This window comes from Saccharothrix sp. NPDC042600, assembly GCF_040647305.1.
Lineage (GTDB): Bacteria > Actinomycetota > Actinomycetes > Mycobacteriales > Pseudonocardiaceae > Actinosynnema > Actinosynnema mutabilis.
Genome location: NZ_JBEZBW010000102.1, coordinates 14,863 through 29,961 on the forward strand (window position 1 = coordinate 14,863; position 15,099 = coordinate 29,961).

Consider the following 15,099-nt stretch of genomic DNA (forward strand, 5'->3'; position numbering starts at 1 on the left):
CGCGGGCCGGGAGCCGCGGGAGCGGGGAAGCGCCGTGGCTGAGAGTGGACTGAGGAAGTCGGGGCGTTCCGGGGCCGCAAGAGGCATCCTGTGGGCGTGAGGCCACGGGTGCTGGTTGTTGACGACGAAGTCGGGGTTCGGCGCGCGTTGGAGCGCGGGCTGTCCGCTGAGGGCATGGAGGTGGTCACCGCCGCCGACGGGCCCAACGCCCTGCGCGTCGCGCTGACAGGCGCCTTCGACGTGGTGCTGCTGGACATCATGCTGCCCGGCCTCAGCGGCTACCGGGTGCTCCAGCGGATGCGGGCCGAAGGGGTGCGGACGCCCGTGCTCATGGTGTCGGCCAAGGACGGCGAGGTCGACCAGGCCGACGGGCTCGACCTCGGCGCCGACGGGTACCTCGTCAAGCCGTTCAGCTTCGTCGTGCTGGTCGCCCAGGTGCGGGCGTTGTTGCGGCGCAACCGGGCCGACCTCGCCCGCCGCAAGCTCAAGCTCGGCGAACTCGTCGTGGACCGGGCCGTGCGCGAGGTGAGCTGGGCCGGGGAGCCGGTCAACCTGTCGCCGCGCGAGTACGCCGTGCTGGACGTGCTGGCCAGCCGCGCCGGGTCCGTCGTGACCAAGGACGAACTCCTGCGCACCGTGTGGGGCGACGAGCAGGCCGCCACGCGCAACGCGGTCGAGGTGTACGTCGGGTACCTGCGGCGCAAGCTCGACGCCATGGGCGCCGGCGAGGTCGTGCGGACCGTGCGCGGGCACGGGTACCTGGCCTCCACACCCGACCTGGACGCGGCGCTGGACTCGGCCGCCGCACGGCGCAGGTGAACCCGCGCCGCTGGTGGCTGCGGCGGACGCTGCGCTTCCGCATCACCGTCGTGGCCACCGGCGTGGCGCTGCTCGGGCTGCTCGCGCTGACCCTGCTCGCGCCGAGCCTGATCGGCATGGTGCAGGTCAGCGCCGTGGACAACCAGTTGGAACGGTCGTCCGCCACGCGCGTGCTGGACACCGCCGGCAACCCGCTCGACGGCCTGGCCAAGCCCGACCTGACACCGCGCGACATCCGGCAGCTCCGGTCGGGGGAGAAGGTGCTGCGCATCGAGGGCGACACCGCGCACCGCTGGATCGGGCGGGTCGTGTTCGCCGCCGACGGCACGCCCCAGCTGCACGTCGCCGGGGACACCCTGGTCGGCTACCGCGAGGCCAACGAGCTGGGCACGAAGTGGCTGGCCGCCGCCGCCGTGCTGGTCGCCGGGCTGGTCGGGATAGCGACCTGGCTGGCCGTGCGGTCGTCGTTGCGGCCGGTCGAGCGGATGCGGGTGGCGGCGGGGCAGCTGCCGCGCGGCCGGCGGCTGCCGGTGCCCGCGGCGCGCGACGAGCTGCAGGCGCTGGCGGAGGCCTTGAACGCCCTGCTGGCCCGGCGCGACGAGGCGACCGAGCGGCTGCGCCGGTTCACCGGGGACGCCGCGCACGAGCTGCGCTCGCCGGTGACGTCCGTCCGCGCCCAGGCGGAGGTGGCGGTCGCGCACCCCGACCCGGACTTCTCCATCGAGGTGCTGGAGTCCGTGGTGGAGGAGTCGCAACGGCTGTCCGACCTGGTCGACTCGCTCCTGCTGCTGGCCCGCGCCGACACCGGCGAGCTGCCCCGCGCCGAACCGGTGGACCTGGTCCTCCAGGCCCAGTACGCGGTGGAGCGGCGGCCCGAGGACGAGCTGCTGGTGTCCATCCACGCCCCGATGAGCGCGTGCCTCATCTCCGCCGCGCGCACCGAGGTCGAACTCGTGCTGGACAACCTGCTGCGCAACGCCACCCGGTACGCGCGGTCGTTCATCCGGATCTCGGTGCTGCCCGCCGCGCGCGAGGTGCGGCTGCTGGTGGACGACGACGGCCACGGCATCCCGCCCGAGCACCGGGAGAAGGTGTTCGACCGGTTCTACCGGGTCGAGTCGGACCGGGGCCGGGCGACCGGCGGGTTCGGGCTGGGGCTGGCCCTGGTGGCGCACCTGGTGACGCGGCGGCGCGGGACGGTCCGGGCCGGCGAGTCGCCCGAGGGCGGTGCGCGGCTGGAGGTGCGCTGGCCGGAGTACCGGTGATGGCAGGATCGGGGTGTGCCCGAGCTGCGCGCGACGACGCTGGTGGACGCCCCGCTGCGGACCGTGGCGGCGGCGCTGCTGGACGCGCGGCTGCTGGCCCGGTCGATCCGCGGGCTGGGCGGGCGGATCAGCGGCGGGCCGGTGCTGCACGTGGGCCTGGAGCTGTCCGGGTCGGTCGGGCCGGTGAACGGGACGTTGCTGGTGACGCGGGCGGACACGACCGGCGTGTCGGCGGAGCTGGTCGGCGGGCCGCTGCCGCGGTTCGTGCTGCTCACCGACCTGCTGCACACCGGCGGCGGGACCATGGTGGTCGACTCGGTCGAGTGGACCAGCCCGGGTGGGCCGCTGGGGCGGTTCGCCGACGTGATCGTGGGGCGCGGGTTGGCGCTGCGGGTGCTGGAGGCGCGGGCGGCGGCCGTGGCGTCGCGCAGCCGTGAGCTGCTGGACGCGCGGGTGGTCGTGGGCGCGGCGATCGTGCGGGACGGGTCGCTGTTGGCCCAGCAACGGTCCTACCCGGCGGAGGCGGCCGGGAAGTGGGAGCTGCCGGGTGGGCGGGTCGAGGCCGGGGAGTCCGACCGGGACGCCGTCGTGCGGGAGTGCGCCGAGGAGCTCGGCGTGACCGTGGTGGCGGGCGACCAGGTCGGCCCGGACGTGCCGCTGCGGCGGGACCTGCTGCTGCGGATCTACCGGGCCGACCTGGTGACCGGCGAACCGGCCGCGCACGACCACCGCGACGTGCGGTGGGTGGGGCCGGCCGAGCTGGACGCGCTGGACTGGCTGCCCGCGGACCGCGTCCTGGTCCCGGCCCTGCACGACCTGCTCGCCTGAGGGCCGGCGGTTCTTCAGCCCAGGCCGGACACCCGCAGGGCCGCTTCCAACCGGTGGGTGGAGCGTTCCCGGGAGCGTTCCGCCCCGTGCGCCCGGACGCGGTCCAGCTCGGCCGGGTCGTCCAGCAACGCCCGCGTGCGCTCGCGCACCCCGCGCAGCTCCTCCACCACCGCGTCCGCCGCCGCCTCCTTCAGCTCGGCGTAGCCCGACACCGAATCCGCCAGGTCACGCGGGTCCTTCCCGGTGCACGCGCCCAGGATCTCCAGCAGGTTCGTCACGCCCGGCTGGGTGTCGGGCGCGTACCGCACGGCGCCCAGCTCGTCGGTCACCGCGCGGCGGATCTTGCGGCGGACCAGGTCCGGCGGGTCCAGGACGAACACGGTGCCCGCCGAGTCCGGGGACGACTTGGCCATCTTGCGGGACGGGTCGGCCAGGTCGCGCACGCGTGCCGCCGCCGTGGGGACGACACCGTGCGGCATGACGAAGACCTCGCCGTACGTGCCGTTGAACCGCCTGGCCAGCACCCGCGCCAGTTCCACGTGTTGAGCCTGGTCGTCGCCGACCGGCACCTCCCGCGCCCCCTGCAACAGGATGTCCGCCGCCATCAGCACCGGGTAGGTGAGCAGGCTCAGCCGCACCGACGCCCGCCCCGCGGACTTCTCCTTGAACTGGATCATCCGCGCCGCCTCGCCGTACGTGCAGGTGCACTCCAGCAACCAGGTCAACGCGCCCAGCTCGCGCACCAGGTCCGACTGCACCGCCACCGACCGCGGGTCCACGCCGGCCGCGATGAGGACCGCGACCTGCTCCCTGGTCAGGGCCCGCAGCCGGGACGGGTTGTGGGACGTGGTCATCGCGTGCAGGTCGCCGATGAAGTACACGTCCCGCTCGGTGCCCTCGGCGGCCCACCGCCGGATCGCGCCCAGGTAGTTGCCCAACTGGACGGGACCGGACGGGGTGATGCCGGACAGCCTGATCATCGGGGTTCCTCTCGAACGGAGAGCCCGCCGAGGGGCGAGTGGCCCCGGACACAGCGAAGGCCGCCCTCGACGGGCGGCCTGTGGGTCAACGCACAGTGCTAGGGCCGCCGTGTGGCGGGCCACCAGAACGTGTGACAAGTGCGCATGGTCGGATCTTAGCGTGTGTGCGGCACCACATGCGGGTCTACATTTCTGGCATGTTCATCGTGGTGCTGGAGTACATCAAGCCGCTGGACGAAGTCGACTACGTGCTGCCGGAGCACGTGGACTGGCTCAAGAAGCAGTACGACGCCGGTCTGTTCCTCGCCTCCGGCCGCCAGGTGCCCCGCACGGGCGGCGTGATCATCACCCGTCCGATGTCGCGCGGCAAGCTGGACGCGGTGCTCGCGACGGACCCGTTCGCGGTGCAGAAGCTGGCCCGCTACCAGGTCATCGAGTTCCAGGCCACCCGGACCGCTCCGGAGCTGGCCGGGCTCAACGAAGCCGTCCTGAGCTGACGGCGCACCACCCCGTGCCACCCGGGCGCGCCGGGTGGCCGGACCTCACGCGGCCTTCTTCGCGGCCTTCGCCGCCTTCTTGGCGGCCTTCTTCTCGGCCTTCTTGACAGCCTTCTTGCGCTCCTTGAGCATCACCGTGACGGGGCACCTCTTGCAGCGCGGGGTGGACCGGCAGCACTTCTTCTTCACCTTGATCTTGCCCACGCGTTGCCTCACACTCATCGGGGTGTCCCCAGAGTAGGTGAGGCTCACTTCACCCTGCGCGCGTGTGTGGTAATGGCGATCGCCCGGTAGGCTGTCCGGAGGCTGCGCGCGTATCCCATGTCATGGCGCCTGCCCATCCTCGATGAGACAGCTCTAGGAGTTCCGCGTGCCCACGGCCACCGCGTCGATCAAGGAAACGCTGGTCCGCAACGACCTGCGCAACGTCGCGATCGTCGCGCACGTTGACCACGGCAAGACCACCCTGGTCGACGCCATGCTCCGCCAGTCCGGCGCCTTCTCCGAACGAGCCGAACTCGTCGACCGGGTCATGGACTCCGGCGAGCTGGAGCGCGAGAAGGGCATCACGATCCTCGCCAAGAACACGGCGGTGCGCAGGCACACGCCCGACGGCGTGGTCACCATCAACGTCGTGGACACCCCCGGCCACGCCGACTTCGGCGGCGAGGTCGAGCGCGGCCTGTCCATGGTCGACGGCGTGGTGCTGCTGGTGGACGCCTCCGAGGGCCCGCTGCCGCAGACCCGGTTCGTGCTGCGCAAGACGCTGGCGGCCGGCCTGCCGGTGATCCTCGTGGTCAACAAGGTGGACCGCCCCGACGCCCGGATCTCCGAGGTCGTCGAAGAGGCCCACGACCTGCTGCTGGACCTGGCCACCGAGGTCGGCGCGGACGACTCCGTGCTGGACCTCCCGGTCGTCTACGCCTCCGCCCGCGCCGGCCGCGCCTCGCTGACCCAGCCCGCCGACGGCGGCCTGCCCGACGAGGAGAACCTCGACTCGCTGTTCGAGGTGCTGCTCAACCACATCCCCGCGCCCACCGGCGACGCCGACGCCCCGCTGCGCGCGCTGGTCACCAACCTCGACGCGTCCACCTTCCTGGGCCGCATCGCGCTGTGCCGCATCGCCGCCGGCCGCATCCGCAAGGGCGAGACGGTCGCGTGGTGCCGCGAGGACGGCTCGGTGCAGAAGGTCCGCATCACCGAACTGCTGATCACCGAGGCGCTGGAGCGCGTCCCGGCCGAGGAGGCGCGCGCGGGCGACCTGGTCGCCATCGCCGGCATCCCGGACATCACCATCGGCGACACCCTGGCCGACGCGGAGAACCCGGAGCCGCTGCCCCGGATCACCGTGGACGAGCCCGCGATCTCGATGACCATCGGCGTCAACACCTCGCCGCTGGCCGGCCGCAACGGCGGCACCAAGCTCACCGCCCGCCTGCTCAAGTCCCGCCTGGACTCCGAGCTGGTCGGCAACGTGTCGGTGCGGGTCCTGCCCACCGAGCGCCCGGACACCTGGGAGGTGCAGGGCCGCGGCGAGCTGGCGCTGGCCATCCTGGTCGAGCAGATGCGCCGCGAGGGCTTCGAGCTGACCGTCGGCAAGCCGCAGGTGGTCACCAAGACCGTCGACGGCAAGCTGCACGAGCCCTACGAGCGGCTGACCATCGACGCCCCCGAGGAGCACCTCGGCGCGGTCACCCAGCTGCTGGCCAACCGCAAGGGCCGGATGGAGAACATGGCCGGCCACGGCACCGGCCGGATCAAGCTGGACTACGTCGTGCCCTCGCGCGGCCTGATCGGCTTCCGCACCGAGTTCCTCACCGAGACCCGCGGCACCGGCATCGCCAACGCCGTGTCCGAGGGCTACGGCCCGTGGGCCGGCGAGATCCGGACCCGCCACAACGGCTCCCTGGTCGCCGACCGCGCCGGCTCCATCACCGCGTACGCGATGATCCAGCTGGCCGACCGCGGCACGTTCTTCGTCGAGCCGGGCGCGGACACCTACGAGGGCATGGTCGTGGGCGAGAACCCGCGCGCCGAGGACCTCGACGTGAACGTGTGCCGCGAGAAGAAGCTGACCAACATGCGGTCCTCGACGGCCGACGTGATGGAGACGCTGGCCCGGCCGCGCAAGCTCAGCCTGGAGGAGGCGCTGGAGTTCTGCGCCGCCGACGAGTGCGTGGAGGTCGCGCCGGAGGTCGTCCGCGTCCGCAAGATCATCCTGGACGCGAACCTGCGTGGCCGCGAGCGCAACCGCCAGAAGCTGCGCAACGCCTGACAAGCAGCACGTCAGCGACGCCCTCGGAGCCCTGCTCCGGGGGCGTCTTGCGTTGCGCGACCGGTCGGGTGCGCAACGCACACATATTAATAAGGTGTAACCGCCGGACCTCGAACGTGTGCCGATGCCGCCCCAGTACCCTCGAACCCATGAGTAGGTCTGGGGGGACCCGCGTGCGCGCGGCCGTCGCCGTGGTCGCGTTGTTCGTGCTGTCCGCGTGCACCGTGACGCCTCCGCCGCCGCTCGTCCCGTCCACGCCGGGCATGACCGTGGTCCCCAAGGAGAAGGTCAACGAGGTCGTCGTCGGCGTGGACGACGTCCGGGGTGGGTACAACCCGCACACCCTCGCCGGCCAGTCCACGGTCACCACCGCGCTCGCCTCGCTGCTGCTGCCCAGCACCTTCCGCACCGACGCCGACGGCACGCCCCGCCTGGACCGCTCGCTGTTGTTGTCAGCCGAGGTCACGAAGGCCGAGCCGTACACGGTGACCTACACGATCCGCCGCGACGCCTCCTGGTCGGACAGCGCGCCGATCGCCGCCGAGGACTTCGTGTTCCTGTGGCAGCGGATGCGGGAGGAGCCCGGCGTGGTCAACCCCGCGGGCTACCGGCTGATCTCCGACATCGCCTCCCGCGAGGGCGGCAAGGTCGTGGAGGTGGTGTTCGAGCAGCCCTACCCGGGGTGGCGCAGCCTGTTCGCCAACCTGCTGCCCGCCCACCTGCTCAAGGACGCCCCCGGTGGCTGGCAGGCGGCGCTGAACGACAGCTTCCCGGCCACCGCCGGCCCGTTCGCCGTGCGCACCCTGGACCAGCCGCGCGGCGAGATCATCCTGGAGCGCAACGACCGGTACTGGGAGCAGCCGACCACCCTCGACCGGGTCGTCCTGCGCCGCGCCGCCCACCACGACATCGTGGAGGCCCTCAAGACCGGCGACGACCAGGCCGCGCTCATCCGCGCCGACGCGATCGCCGTCAAGGACGTCGAGGACCTCGCCGCCGGCAAGCCGCTGACCACCGCCGTGGTGCCGCGCCCGGAGGTGGTCGAGGTGCTGGCCCGCCCGGCCGCGCCGCAGATGGCCGACGTCCGCGTCCGGCAGGCGGTGTTCGGCCTGCTGAACCGGGACGAGCTGATCGCCCTGGGCAGCCGCAACGGCCCGAGCGCGAAGCTGCGCGCCGACGCCCAGGTGCTCCCGCCGAGCAAGCCCGGCTACCAACCGACCGTCCAGTCGGTGGCCACCCCGCCCGCGCAACTGCTGACCGAGGCGGGCTACACCAACCAGAACGGCCAGTGGGTGCGTGACGGCAAACAACTGACGCTCACCATCGCCGCACCTGCGGGTATCGAGCCGTATGTGACCATCGCGAGCCGCGTTCAGCGTCAACTGTCATTGTCCGGAATCGCCGGACGCGTCCTGACAACGCCGCCGAATCAGTTGTTCGGTCGTGATCTGTCGGGCACCGCCACTTCCGGCGCGGAGGTCGTGGACATTGCCGTCGTGCCCCGCGTGGACACCGGTGATTCGTCCGCCGCACTCGCTTCCGCATTCGGCTGCCGCACCTCTTCAGGGGAAGGCGGTACACCCATTCCGGGGAATCTGTCCGGTTTCTGCGACCAGGCGGTGCAGGGCGCGATCGACGAGGCGCTGACCGGGCGGGCACTGCTGTCCGACACCCTCGCCAAGGTCGAGCCGGTGCTCTGGCAACAGGCCGTCTCGATGCCGTTGTTCCAGGTAGCGGACCTGTTGGTGGTCCTGCCGGAGGCTCAGAACGTCACCGCGGGGGCGCCCTTCGCCGGGCCGCTGAGCGGTGCTCCGACCTGGCGGCGCGAAGGCCGTTGACCGTTAACTCTTCTCATTGGCAGAAGGGTGACCTAAGCTCAAGATGCGGGCGGCGGTCGATATTGACAGTATTCCCGTCGTCCGGTTAACGAACGCTCCCGCCCGGTAACGACGGAGTAGCGTGCTGCTACCAGCGTGTCACCCTTTGGTCACGATCGGCCTTGGGGTCGTGACCCTGCTTGCGGCGGCTTCTTATCGTGCTGCAACGGTGTGTCGGTTCGGGGCGCGTTTGGCACATCACGGTTATGGGTGGAGTTCCGGCCCAAACGGTCGCTCCAACCCAGTGCTAGGAGGGCACGTGTCGATGAGGAGATCAAAGGCTGTCTCGGCGCTTGCGCTGTTGACCGGCGCCGCACTCGTGTTGAGTGCGTGTGGCGGCGGCGGTGCCGGTGAAGGCGACGGTGGTGGCCAGCAGAACGCCGACCCGGGCAAGATCGGCGGTCAGGACGAGCTGTTCAAGCGTCCCAAGGTGGACGACATCGGCGAGATCGCGGTCGCCGTGGAAGAGGGCTTCCACAACTACAACAACAACATCGGCGCGACGAACAACTTCTCCAGCACCATCGCGCTGTCCAACGTGCAGCCCTCGCCGTACATCACCGACCTGGTCGACGGCAAGGTCGTGATCAAGATCGACGGCGACCTGATGGAGTCCATCAAGGTCACGTCGAGCGACCCGCAGGTCATCGAGTGGAAGGTCAACAAGGCGGCGGTCTGGTCCGACGGCCAGCCGATCGACTGCGACGACTTCCACCTGAAGTGGCTCGCGGCCACCAGCAAGGCGAAGGTCAAGGGCGAGGACGGCAAGGAAGCCTCGATCTTCGACTCGTCCGACACCGGCTACAAGGACATCTCCAAGCTGGAGTGCTCGGACAACGACAAGACGATCAAGACCACGTTCTCGGCGCCGTTCGCCGACTACCGCGGCCTGTTCTCGCAGCCCGGTAGCGACAGCCTGCTCCCGGCCCACGTGCTGGAGCAGAAGACCGGTGTCGCCGACATCACCAAGGTGACGCCGGAGCAGAACGACGACACCGTCAAGAAGGTCGCCGAGTTCTACACCAAGGGCTGGCTGGGCTTCGACCCCGCCGTCGCCCTGTCGGGTGGCCCGTACATCATCACCTCCTCGGACCTCAAGGACCAGACGGTCCTGGAGCGCAACCCGAAGTGGTGGGGCGAGAAGCCGGCGGCGTCCAAGGTCATCCTGAAGACGAACACCGACGCCCAGTCGGCCGCCCAGCAGCTGCAGAACAAGGAAGTCGTGGTGATCGCGCCGCAGGCCGACGCCGCGGTGGCGCAGCAGCTGCGTGGCGACAGCGCGTTCAAGGTCTTCGCGGCCGGTGGCCAGACCTTCGAGCACGTCGACTTCAACATGGACCGCGCCCTGTTCAAGCAGAACAAGGAGCTCCGCCTGGCGATCGCCCAGTGCTTCGACCGCGAGGACCTGGTCGAGAAGCTGGTCAAGGACGTCGACCCCAACGCCAAGCCGCTGGGCTCGCTGACGTTCATGCCGAACGAGGTCGGCTACGAGGACCACTACGGCGACGTCGGCAAGGGTGACGTGGCCGCGGCCAAGAAGACGCTGGAGGACGCCGGCTGGAAGCAGGGCGGCGACGGCATCTACACCAAGGGCGAGTTCCGCGCCTCCTTCAAGCTGGGCCACAAGATCGTCCAGCGCCGTGCCGACACGGTCCGCATCCTGCAGGACAAGTGCCGCCAGGCCGGCATCGAGGTCGTGGACGACCAGGCTGCCGACTTCAACGACAAGCGCCTCCCGGCGTCCGAGTTCGACGCGGCCCTGTTCGCGTGGGTCGGCCAGCCGCTGAAGGCCGGCGCGTACGGCAACTACGCCCAGAAGGCCAAGGGCGGCTCCGGCAACTACAACAACTACGACTCGGCCGCGGTGACCGAGAAGTGGACGGCTGCCAACAAGGAGCTGGACTACCAGAAGCGCATTCAGCTGATGAACGACATCGACAAGCAGATGCGTGACGACCTGCACAGCGTGCCGCTGTTCCAGCTGTCCGACTTCGCCGCCTCGTCGGCGGACATCGGCCCGATCTCCTACATCGGTGTCGGTGGTGGCGTCACCTGGAACCTCTACGCCTGGCAGATCAAGAAGTAGTGAAGAACCGGGCCGTGAAAAGCCCGGGTCACGCTAACTGATTCATCCGACCGGGGGGCCGGTGCCACAAGCACCGGCCCCCCGGACGGCGTCCGCGTCCGGTAGGCTGGCCCGCTTGCGGCGGGGGGCGCCTAGGGAGACTAGAGACTTGTCATGTTCCGTTACATAATCCGGCGGTTGTTGATCTCAATTCCGCTGTTGATCGTCGCTTCGTTCCTCTGCTTCGGACTCGTGAACGCCATGGGCGATCCCCTGGGTGAGTGGAAGCTGGCGAAGCCCCGGACCGAGGCGGAGATCACCGCCGCCTACGAGCGGACGGGTTACAACAAGCCGTTCTTCGAGCGCTACGTCGACTGGGCGGGCAACTTCGTCACCGGCGACTGGGGCGAGTCGGTCGTCCCCGGCAACGCCGGCAAGGACGTCAAGGAAGACGTCCTGGACGCCTTCGGCGTCACCCTCCGCCTGATCCTCGGCGCCGAGATCATCGCGCTCGTGCTGGGCATCGCGGTGGGCGTCATCGGTGCGGTGAGACAGTACTCGATCTTCGATTACATAGCGACCGGAATATCGTTCGCCATGTTCTCGATGCCGTTGTTCTGCGTGGCCCTCGTGCTCAAGGCGGGCGGCATCCAGCTCAACAACTGGCTGGAATCCCTCGGCGCGGACCGGTGGATCATCACCGCGGGCCCGCCGGGCGAGGGTTTCAGCGGCAGTTTCGGCACACAGGTCTTCCAGTACACCGGCGCGTACGTCCTGCCCACCATCTGCCTGGTGGTCATCCAGTTCGCCCTTTACAGCCGTTTCCAGCGCGCGTCGATGCTGGAGACGTTGAACGCGGACTACGTGCGCACGGCGCAGGCGAAGGGCGTTTCGCAGGGACGCGCGATCTTCAAGCACGCGTTCCGCAACGCCCTGATCCCCATCATCACCGTCTCGTCGCTCAACATCGGCGCCAACTTCGGTGGCGCGGTGATCACCGAAACGGTGTTCGGCTGGTCCGGCATGGGCAAGTTCCTGATCGAGGCGATCGAGAACCTGGAGCCCTACCAGGTGCTCGGCTTCATGATGGTGACGGCCGTGTTCATCATCGTGTTCAACCTGATCGCGGACGTGCTGTACGCGGTCCTGGACCCGAGGATTCGCCTTGACTGAGATCGGTTCCCCCGTGGCGACGCCTGCCGCGCCGACCTCCGGCGAGGCGAGCCAGTTCGACAGCACCGCCGCCAAGAAGCAGTGGCAGGTCATCCTGCGCCGCTTCGCCCGGCACAAGGCGGCCCTGTTCGGCCTCATCCTGTTCGTGGTGCTGGTCCTGTTCGCGTTCCTCGGCGGCGCGATCTGGAAGTACTCCTACACGGACCTGAGCTTCCGCCGGTACCTGCCGCCCAGCGCCGACCACCCGTTCGGCACCGACCGCCTCGGCGGCGACATGGTCGCGCTGATCATCCGCGGCACGCAGTTCTCGCTCCAGATCGCGATCTTCGTCGCGGTGCTGTCCACCATCATCGGCGTCGTGCTCGGCGCCCTCGCCGGCTACATGCGCGGCTGGGTGGACGCGGTGATCAGCCGGTTCATCGACCTGATCCTGGTGATCCCCAGCCTGGTCATCGCGGCCGTGCTGGTGCGCAACAGCTTCGTGGTGTCGGTGGCCGGCGGTGGCGGCAGCAACTGGCTGATCGTGGCCCTGTACCTGGGCCTGATCATGTGGCTGTCGATCGCCCGCGTCATCCGCGGCATGGTGCTCTCGCTGCGCGAGAAGGAGTTCGTGGAGGCGGCCCGCGCGCTGGGTGCGTCCACCTTCCGGATCGTGTTCCGGCACATCCTGCCCAACACGATCGACGTGATCATCGTCAACGCGACGCTGGCCATCGCGCAGGCGGTGCTGCTGGAGGCCGCGCTGTCGTTCATCGGCCTGGGCGTGCAGACGCCGGACACGTCGCTGGGCCTGATGATCAGCCTGAACAAGAACGAGCTGACGCTGCACCCGTGGCTGTTCTTCACGCCGTTCGTGTTCATCGTGCTGATCTCCCTGGCGGTCAACTTCATCGGTGACGGTCTCCGGGACGCCTTCGACCCGCGCCAGAAGAGGGTGAAGGCATGAGTGAGTTGGACGTGATGAACGAACCCGAGTCCGTGACCCAGGGCGCGGGCGGCGACAAGCTGCTCAAGGTCGAGAACCTGTCGGTGGACTTCCCGACCGACGACGGCACGGTGCACGCGGTGCGCGACGTGTCCTTCTCGCTCGGCGCGGGCGAGGTGCTGGGCATCGTCGGCGAGTCCGGCTCCGGCAAGTCGGTGTCCTCGATGGCGATCATGGGCCTGCTGCCCAAGACCGCGCAGATCGGCGGCTCGATCAAGTTCAAGGGCCGCGAGCTGGTCGGGCTGAGCTACAAGCAGATGCAGCCCGTGCGCGGCAACGGCGTCGCGATGATCTTCCAGGACCCGATGACGTCGCTGAACCCCGTCTACACCGTGGGGTGGCAGCTGGCCGAGGCGTACCTGGCGCACCACGACGTGTCGAAGAAGGCCGCGTGGGCCAAGGCCGTCGAGGCGCTGGAACTGGTCGGCATCCCGCAGCCGGACCGGCGCGCGTCGCAGTACCCGCACGAGTTCTCCGGCGGCATGCGGCAGCGCGCGATGATCGCCATGTCGATCATCAACGACCCGGACGTGATCATCGCGGACGAGCCGACCACGGCGCTGGACGTGACCGTGCAGGCGCAGATCCTGGACACGCTGCTGCGCATCCGGGACGAGACGAGCGCGGGCATCATGATCATCACCCACGACCTGGGCGTCGTGGCCGGCATGGTCGACCGCGTCCAGGTCATGTACGGCGGCACGGTCGTCGAGCAGGGCACCGTGGACGAGGTGTTCGAGGCCCAGCGCATGCCCTACACGGTCGGTCTGCTCGGGTCCATCCCGAACCCGCAGCTGCTGGGCAAGCGGCTCACCCCGATCAAGGGCGCGCCGCCCTCGCTGATGAACCTGCCGCAGGGCTGCTCGTTCTCCCCGCGGTGCCCGCTGGCCATCGACGAGTGCCGCGAGACCGAACCGCAGCTGCTGGAGACCGACCGGATCGGCCACTTCGCGCGGTGCCACCGCTCCGCGCACCTGGCCACCATCGAGAACCCGCAGCGGCTGTTCGCGCACGAGGAGATCGGCGTGGTCGAGAACCCCGCCGCGCTCACGATGGCCAACCCGGACATCCCCGTCGCCGAGGACCTCGGCGACGTGGAGGCGCGGTTGCAGGAAGAGGAGAAGCCCACGTCATGACCACTTCGACTGACGTGAACCCCCAGGCCGGCGGCGCCCGGTCGGGCGGCGGGTCCGGCCAGGCCCCGCTGCTGGAGGTCAAGGACCTGGTCAAGTCCTTCCCGGTGCGCGGCGGCGGCATCATCCCGCGCACGGTCGGGCAGGTGCAGGCCGTGTCCGGCGTGACCTTCGACCTGTACCCGGGCGAGACGCTGGGCCTGGTCGGCGAGTCGGGCTGCGGCAAGTCCACGACCGGCCGCGCCATCCTCCAGCTGCACAAGCCGACGTCCGGCTCGGTGAAGTTCGAGGGCCGCGAGCTGACCAAGCTCGGCGGCAAGGCGCTGCGCGGCGTCCGCCGGGACATGCAGATCGTGTTCCAGGACCCGTACGCCTCGCTCAACCCGCGCTGGCAGATCAACGAGCTGATCTCCGAGCCGTTCCGCATCCACGGCATGGAGGGCGGCGGCAGCATCCAGCGCCGGGTCAACGAGCTGATGGAGCTGGTCGGCCTCAACCCGGAGCACCGCAACCGGTACGCCCACGAGTTCTCCGGCGGCCAGCGGCAGCGCATCGGCATCGCCCGCGCGCTGGCGCTGAACCCGAAGCTCATCGTGCTCGACGAGCCGGTGTCGGCGCTGGACGTGTCCGTCCAGGCCGGCGTGGTGAACCTGCTGGAGGAGCTCCAGGAGCGGCTGGGCCTGGCGTACCTGTTCGTGGCGCACGACCTGTCGGTCGTCCGGCACATCTCCGACCGGGTCGCCGTGATGTACCTCGGCAAGATCATCGAACTCGGTGACCGCGAGGAGATCTACGCCCGGCCGATGCACCCGTACACGCAGGCCCTGCTGTCCGCGGTGCCGGTGCCGGACCCGAAGCTGGAGCGCCGGCGGCAGCGGATCGTGCTCACCGGTGACGTGCCGTCGCCGGTGAACCCGCCGTCGGGCTGCCGGTTCCGCACCCGGTGCTGGAAGGCGCAGGACATCTGCGCCACGGAGGAGCCGAAGCTGGAGCGGCGCGGCGGACCCGAGAGCACCCTCTCGGCCTGCCACTTCGCCGAGGTGAAGCCCGTCCTCTCGGTCTGATCGAATCGTCGGGGGGGGCCGGGGGGGGGGGGGCCCCCCGGGGGGGGGGGGGGGGGGGGGGGGGGGGGGGGTTTGGGGTGACTCATAGCCCGGGGGGGGGGGGGGGGGGCGGCGGGGGGGGGGGCCCGAGCCCCCCCG

13 protein-coding genes are annotated in these 15,099 nt (G+C 70.1%); 11 read left to right on the forward strand and 2 right to left on the reverse strand.

All coding sequences use genetic code 11. The features are described from left to right. Window positions 1–96: 96 nt before the first annotated feature. From AB0A74_RS35675 to AB0A74_RS35685, 3 genes are read left to right on the forward strand one after another with little or no spacing between them, the layout of a single operon-like run. Entirely contained in the window at window positions 97–819 is a 723-nt protein-coding gene (locus AB0A74_RS35675) for a response regulator transcription factor (RefSeq protein WP_343932529.1), read from the forward strand. Beyond that, entirely contained in the window at window positions 816–2,084 is a 1,269-nt protein-coding gene (locus AB0A74_RS35680; RefSeq protein WP_358256597.1) for an ATP-binding protein, read from the forward strand. The genes AB0A74_RS35675 and AB0A74_RS35680 overlap by 4 nt, the downstream gene beginning before the upstream one ends. 15 nt (window positions 2,085–2,099) lie before the next feature. Next, window positions 2,100–2,912 (forward strand): NUDIX domain-containing protein, encoded by an 813-nt coding sequence (locus AB0A74_RS35685; protein WP_358256599.1) that lies wholly within the window; start codon window positions 2,100–2,102, stop codon window positions 2,910–2,912. A gap of 14 nt (window positions 2,913–2,926) precedes the next feature. Here AB0A74_RS35685 and trpS read toward each other — a convergent pair whose 3' ends face one another. Further along, a complete protein-coding gene (gene trpS, locus AB0A74_RS35690) occupies window positions 2,927–3,892 on the reverse strand; it encodes a tryptophan--tRNA ligase (RefSeq protein WP_358256601.1) in 966 nt (321 codons plus the stop codon). Window positions 3,893–4,089: 197 nt separating this feature from the next. Here trpS and AB0A74_RS35695 point away from each other — a divergent pair, with 197 nt between their 5' ends. Further along, window positions 4,090–4,389, forward strand: coding sequence for a YciI family protein (locus tag AB0A74_RS35695; RefSeq protein ID WP_358256602.1), 300 nt, complete (start codon window positions 4,090–4,092; stop codon window positions 4,387–4,389). A 45-nt stretch (window positions 4,390–4,434) separates the two neighbouring features. On the opposite strand, the gene AB0A74_RS35700 is transcribed toward AB0A74_RS35695, so the two are convergent. Beyond that, the gene (locus tag AB0A74_RS35700; protein WP_358256604.1) at window positions 4,435–4,611 is read right to left on the reverse strand and encodes a hypothetical protein; all 177 of its coding nucleotides are present in this window, start codon (window positions 4,609–4,611) and stop codon (window positions 4,435–4,437) included. A 148-nt stretch (window positions 4,612–4,759) separates the two neighbouring features. Here AB0A74_RS35700 and typA point away from each other — a divergent pair, with 148 nt between their 5' ends. From typA to AB0A74_RS35735, 7 genes are all read left to right on the forward strand, one after another. Next, window positions 4,760–6,664 carry a translational GTPase TypA gene (gene typA / locus AB0A74_RS35705; protein WP_358256606.1) on the forward strand — a complete coding sequence of 635 codons (1,905 nt, stop codon included), beginning with the start codon at window positions 4,760–4,762 and terminating at the stop codon, window positions 6,662–6,664. A gap of 149 nt (window positions 6,665–6,813) precedes the next feature. After that, a complete protein-coding gene (locus tag AB0A74_RS35710; protein WP_358256608.1) occupies window positions 6,814–8,502 on the forward strand; it encodes an ABC transporter family substrate-binding protein in 1,689 nt (562 codons plus the stop codon). 304 nt (window positions 8,503–8,806) lie between these two features. Next, complete coding sequence (locus tag AB0A74_RS35715; RefSeq protein ID WP_358256609.1) at window positions 8,807–10,627, forward strand: ABC transporter family substrate-binding protein; 1,821 nt, start codon at window positions 8,807–8,809, stop codon at window positions 10,625–10,627. A gap of 153 nt (window positions 10,628–10,780) precedes the next feature. Then, a complete protein-coding gene (locus AB0A74_RS35720; RefSeq protein WP_358256610.1) occupies window positions 10,781–11,779 on the forward strand; it encodes an ABC transporter permease in 999 nt (332 codons plus the stop codon). Continuing rightward, a complete protein-coding gene (locus tag AB0A74_RS35725) occupies window positions 11,772–12,725 on the forward strand; it encodes an ABC transporter permease (RefSeq protein WP_358256612.1) in 954 nt (317 codons plus the stop codon). The genes AB0A74_RS35720 and AB0A74_RS35725 overlap by 8 nt, the downstream gene beginning before the upstream one ends. Then, window positions 12,722–13,900: an ABC transporter ATP-binding protein gene (locus tag AB0A74_RS35730; RefSeq protein ID WP_358256614.1), complete on the forward strand. Its 1,179-nt coding sequence runs from the start codon at window positions 12,722–12,724 to the stop codon at window positions 13,898–13,900. The genes AB0A74_RS35725 and AB0A74_RS35730 overlap by 4 nt, the downstream gene beginning before the upstream one ends. Beyond that, a complete protein-coding gene (locus AB0A74_RS35735) occupies window positions 13,897–14,961 on the forward strand; it encodes an oligopeptide/dipeptide ABC transporter ATP-binding protein (protein WP_358256616.1) in 1,065 nt (354 codons plus the stop codon). The genes AB0A74_RS35730 and AB0A74_RS35735 overlap by 4 nt, the downstream gene beginning before the upstream one ends. The last annotated feature ends 138 nt before the right edge of the window (window positions 14,962–15,099 follow it).

Excerpts from the sequence above, each read along its gene's own strand:
- AB0A74_RS35695 (WP_358256602.1), top strand. The coding sequence starts at position 4,090 with ATGTTCATCGTGGTGCTGGAGTACATCAAGCCGCTGGACGAAGTCGAC.
- AB0A74_RS35730 (WP_358256614.1), top strand. The coding sequence starts at position 12,722 with ATGAGTGAGTTGGACGTGATGAACGAACCCGAGTCCGTGACCCAGGGC.
- AB0A74_RS35720 (WP_358256610.1), top strand. The coding sequence starts at position 10,781 with ATGTTCCGTTACATAATCCGGCGGTTGTTGATCTCAATTCCGCTGTTG.
- AB0A74_RS35735 (WP_358256616.1), top strand. The coding sequence starts at position 13,897 with ATGACCACTTCGACTGACGTGAACCCCCAGGCCGGCGGCGCCCGGTCG.
- trpS (WP_358256601.1), bottom strand. The coding sequence starts at position 3,892 with ATGATCAGGCTGTCCGGCATCACCCCGTCCGGTCCCGTCCAGTTGGGC.
- AB0A74_RS35710 (WP_358256608.1), top strand. The coding sequence starts at position 6,814 with ATGAGTAGGTCTGGGGGGACCCGCGTGCGCGCGGCCGTCGCCGTGGTC.
- AB0A74_RS35715 (WP_358256609.1), top strand. The coding sequence starts at position 8,807 with ATGAGGAGATCAAAGGCTGTCTCGGCGCTTGCGCTGTTGACCGGCGCC.
- AB0A74_RS35700 (WP_358256604.1), bottom strand. The coding sequence starts at position 4,611 with ATGAGTGTGAGGCAACGCGTGGGCAAGATCAAGGTGAAGAAGAAGTGC.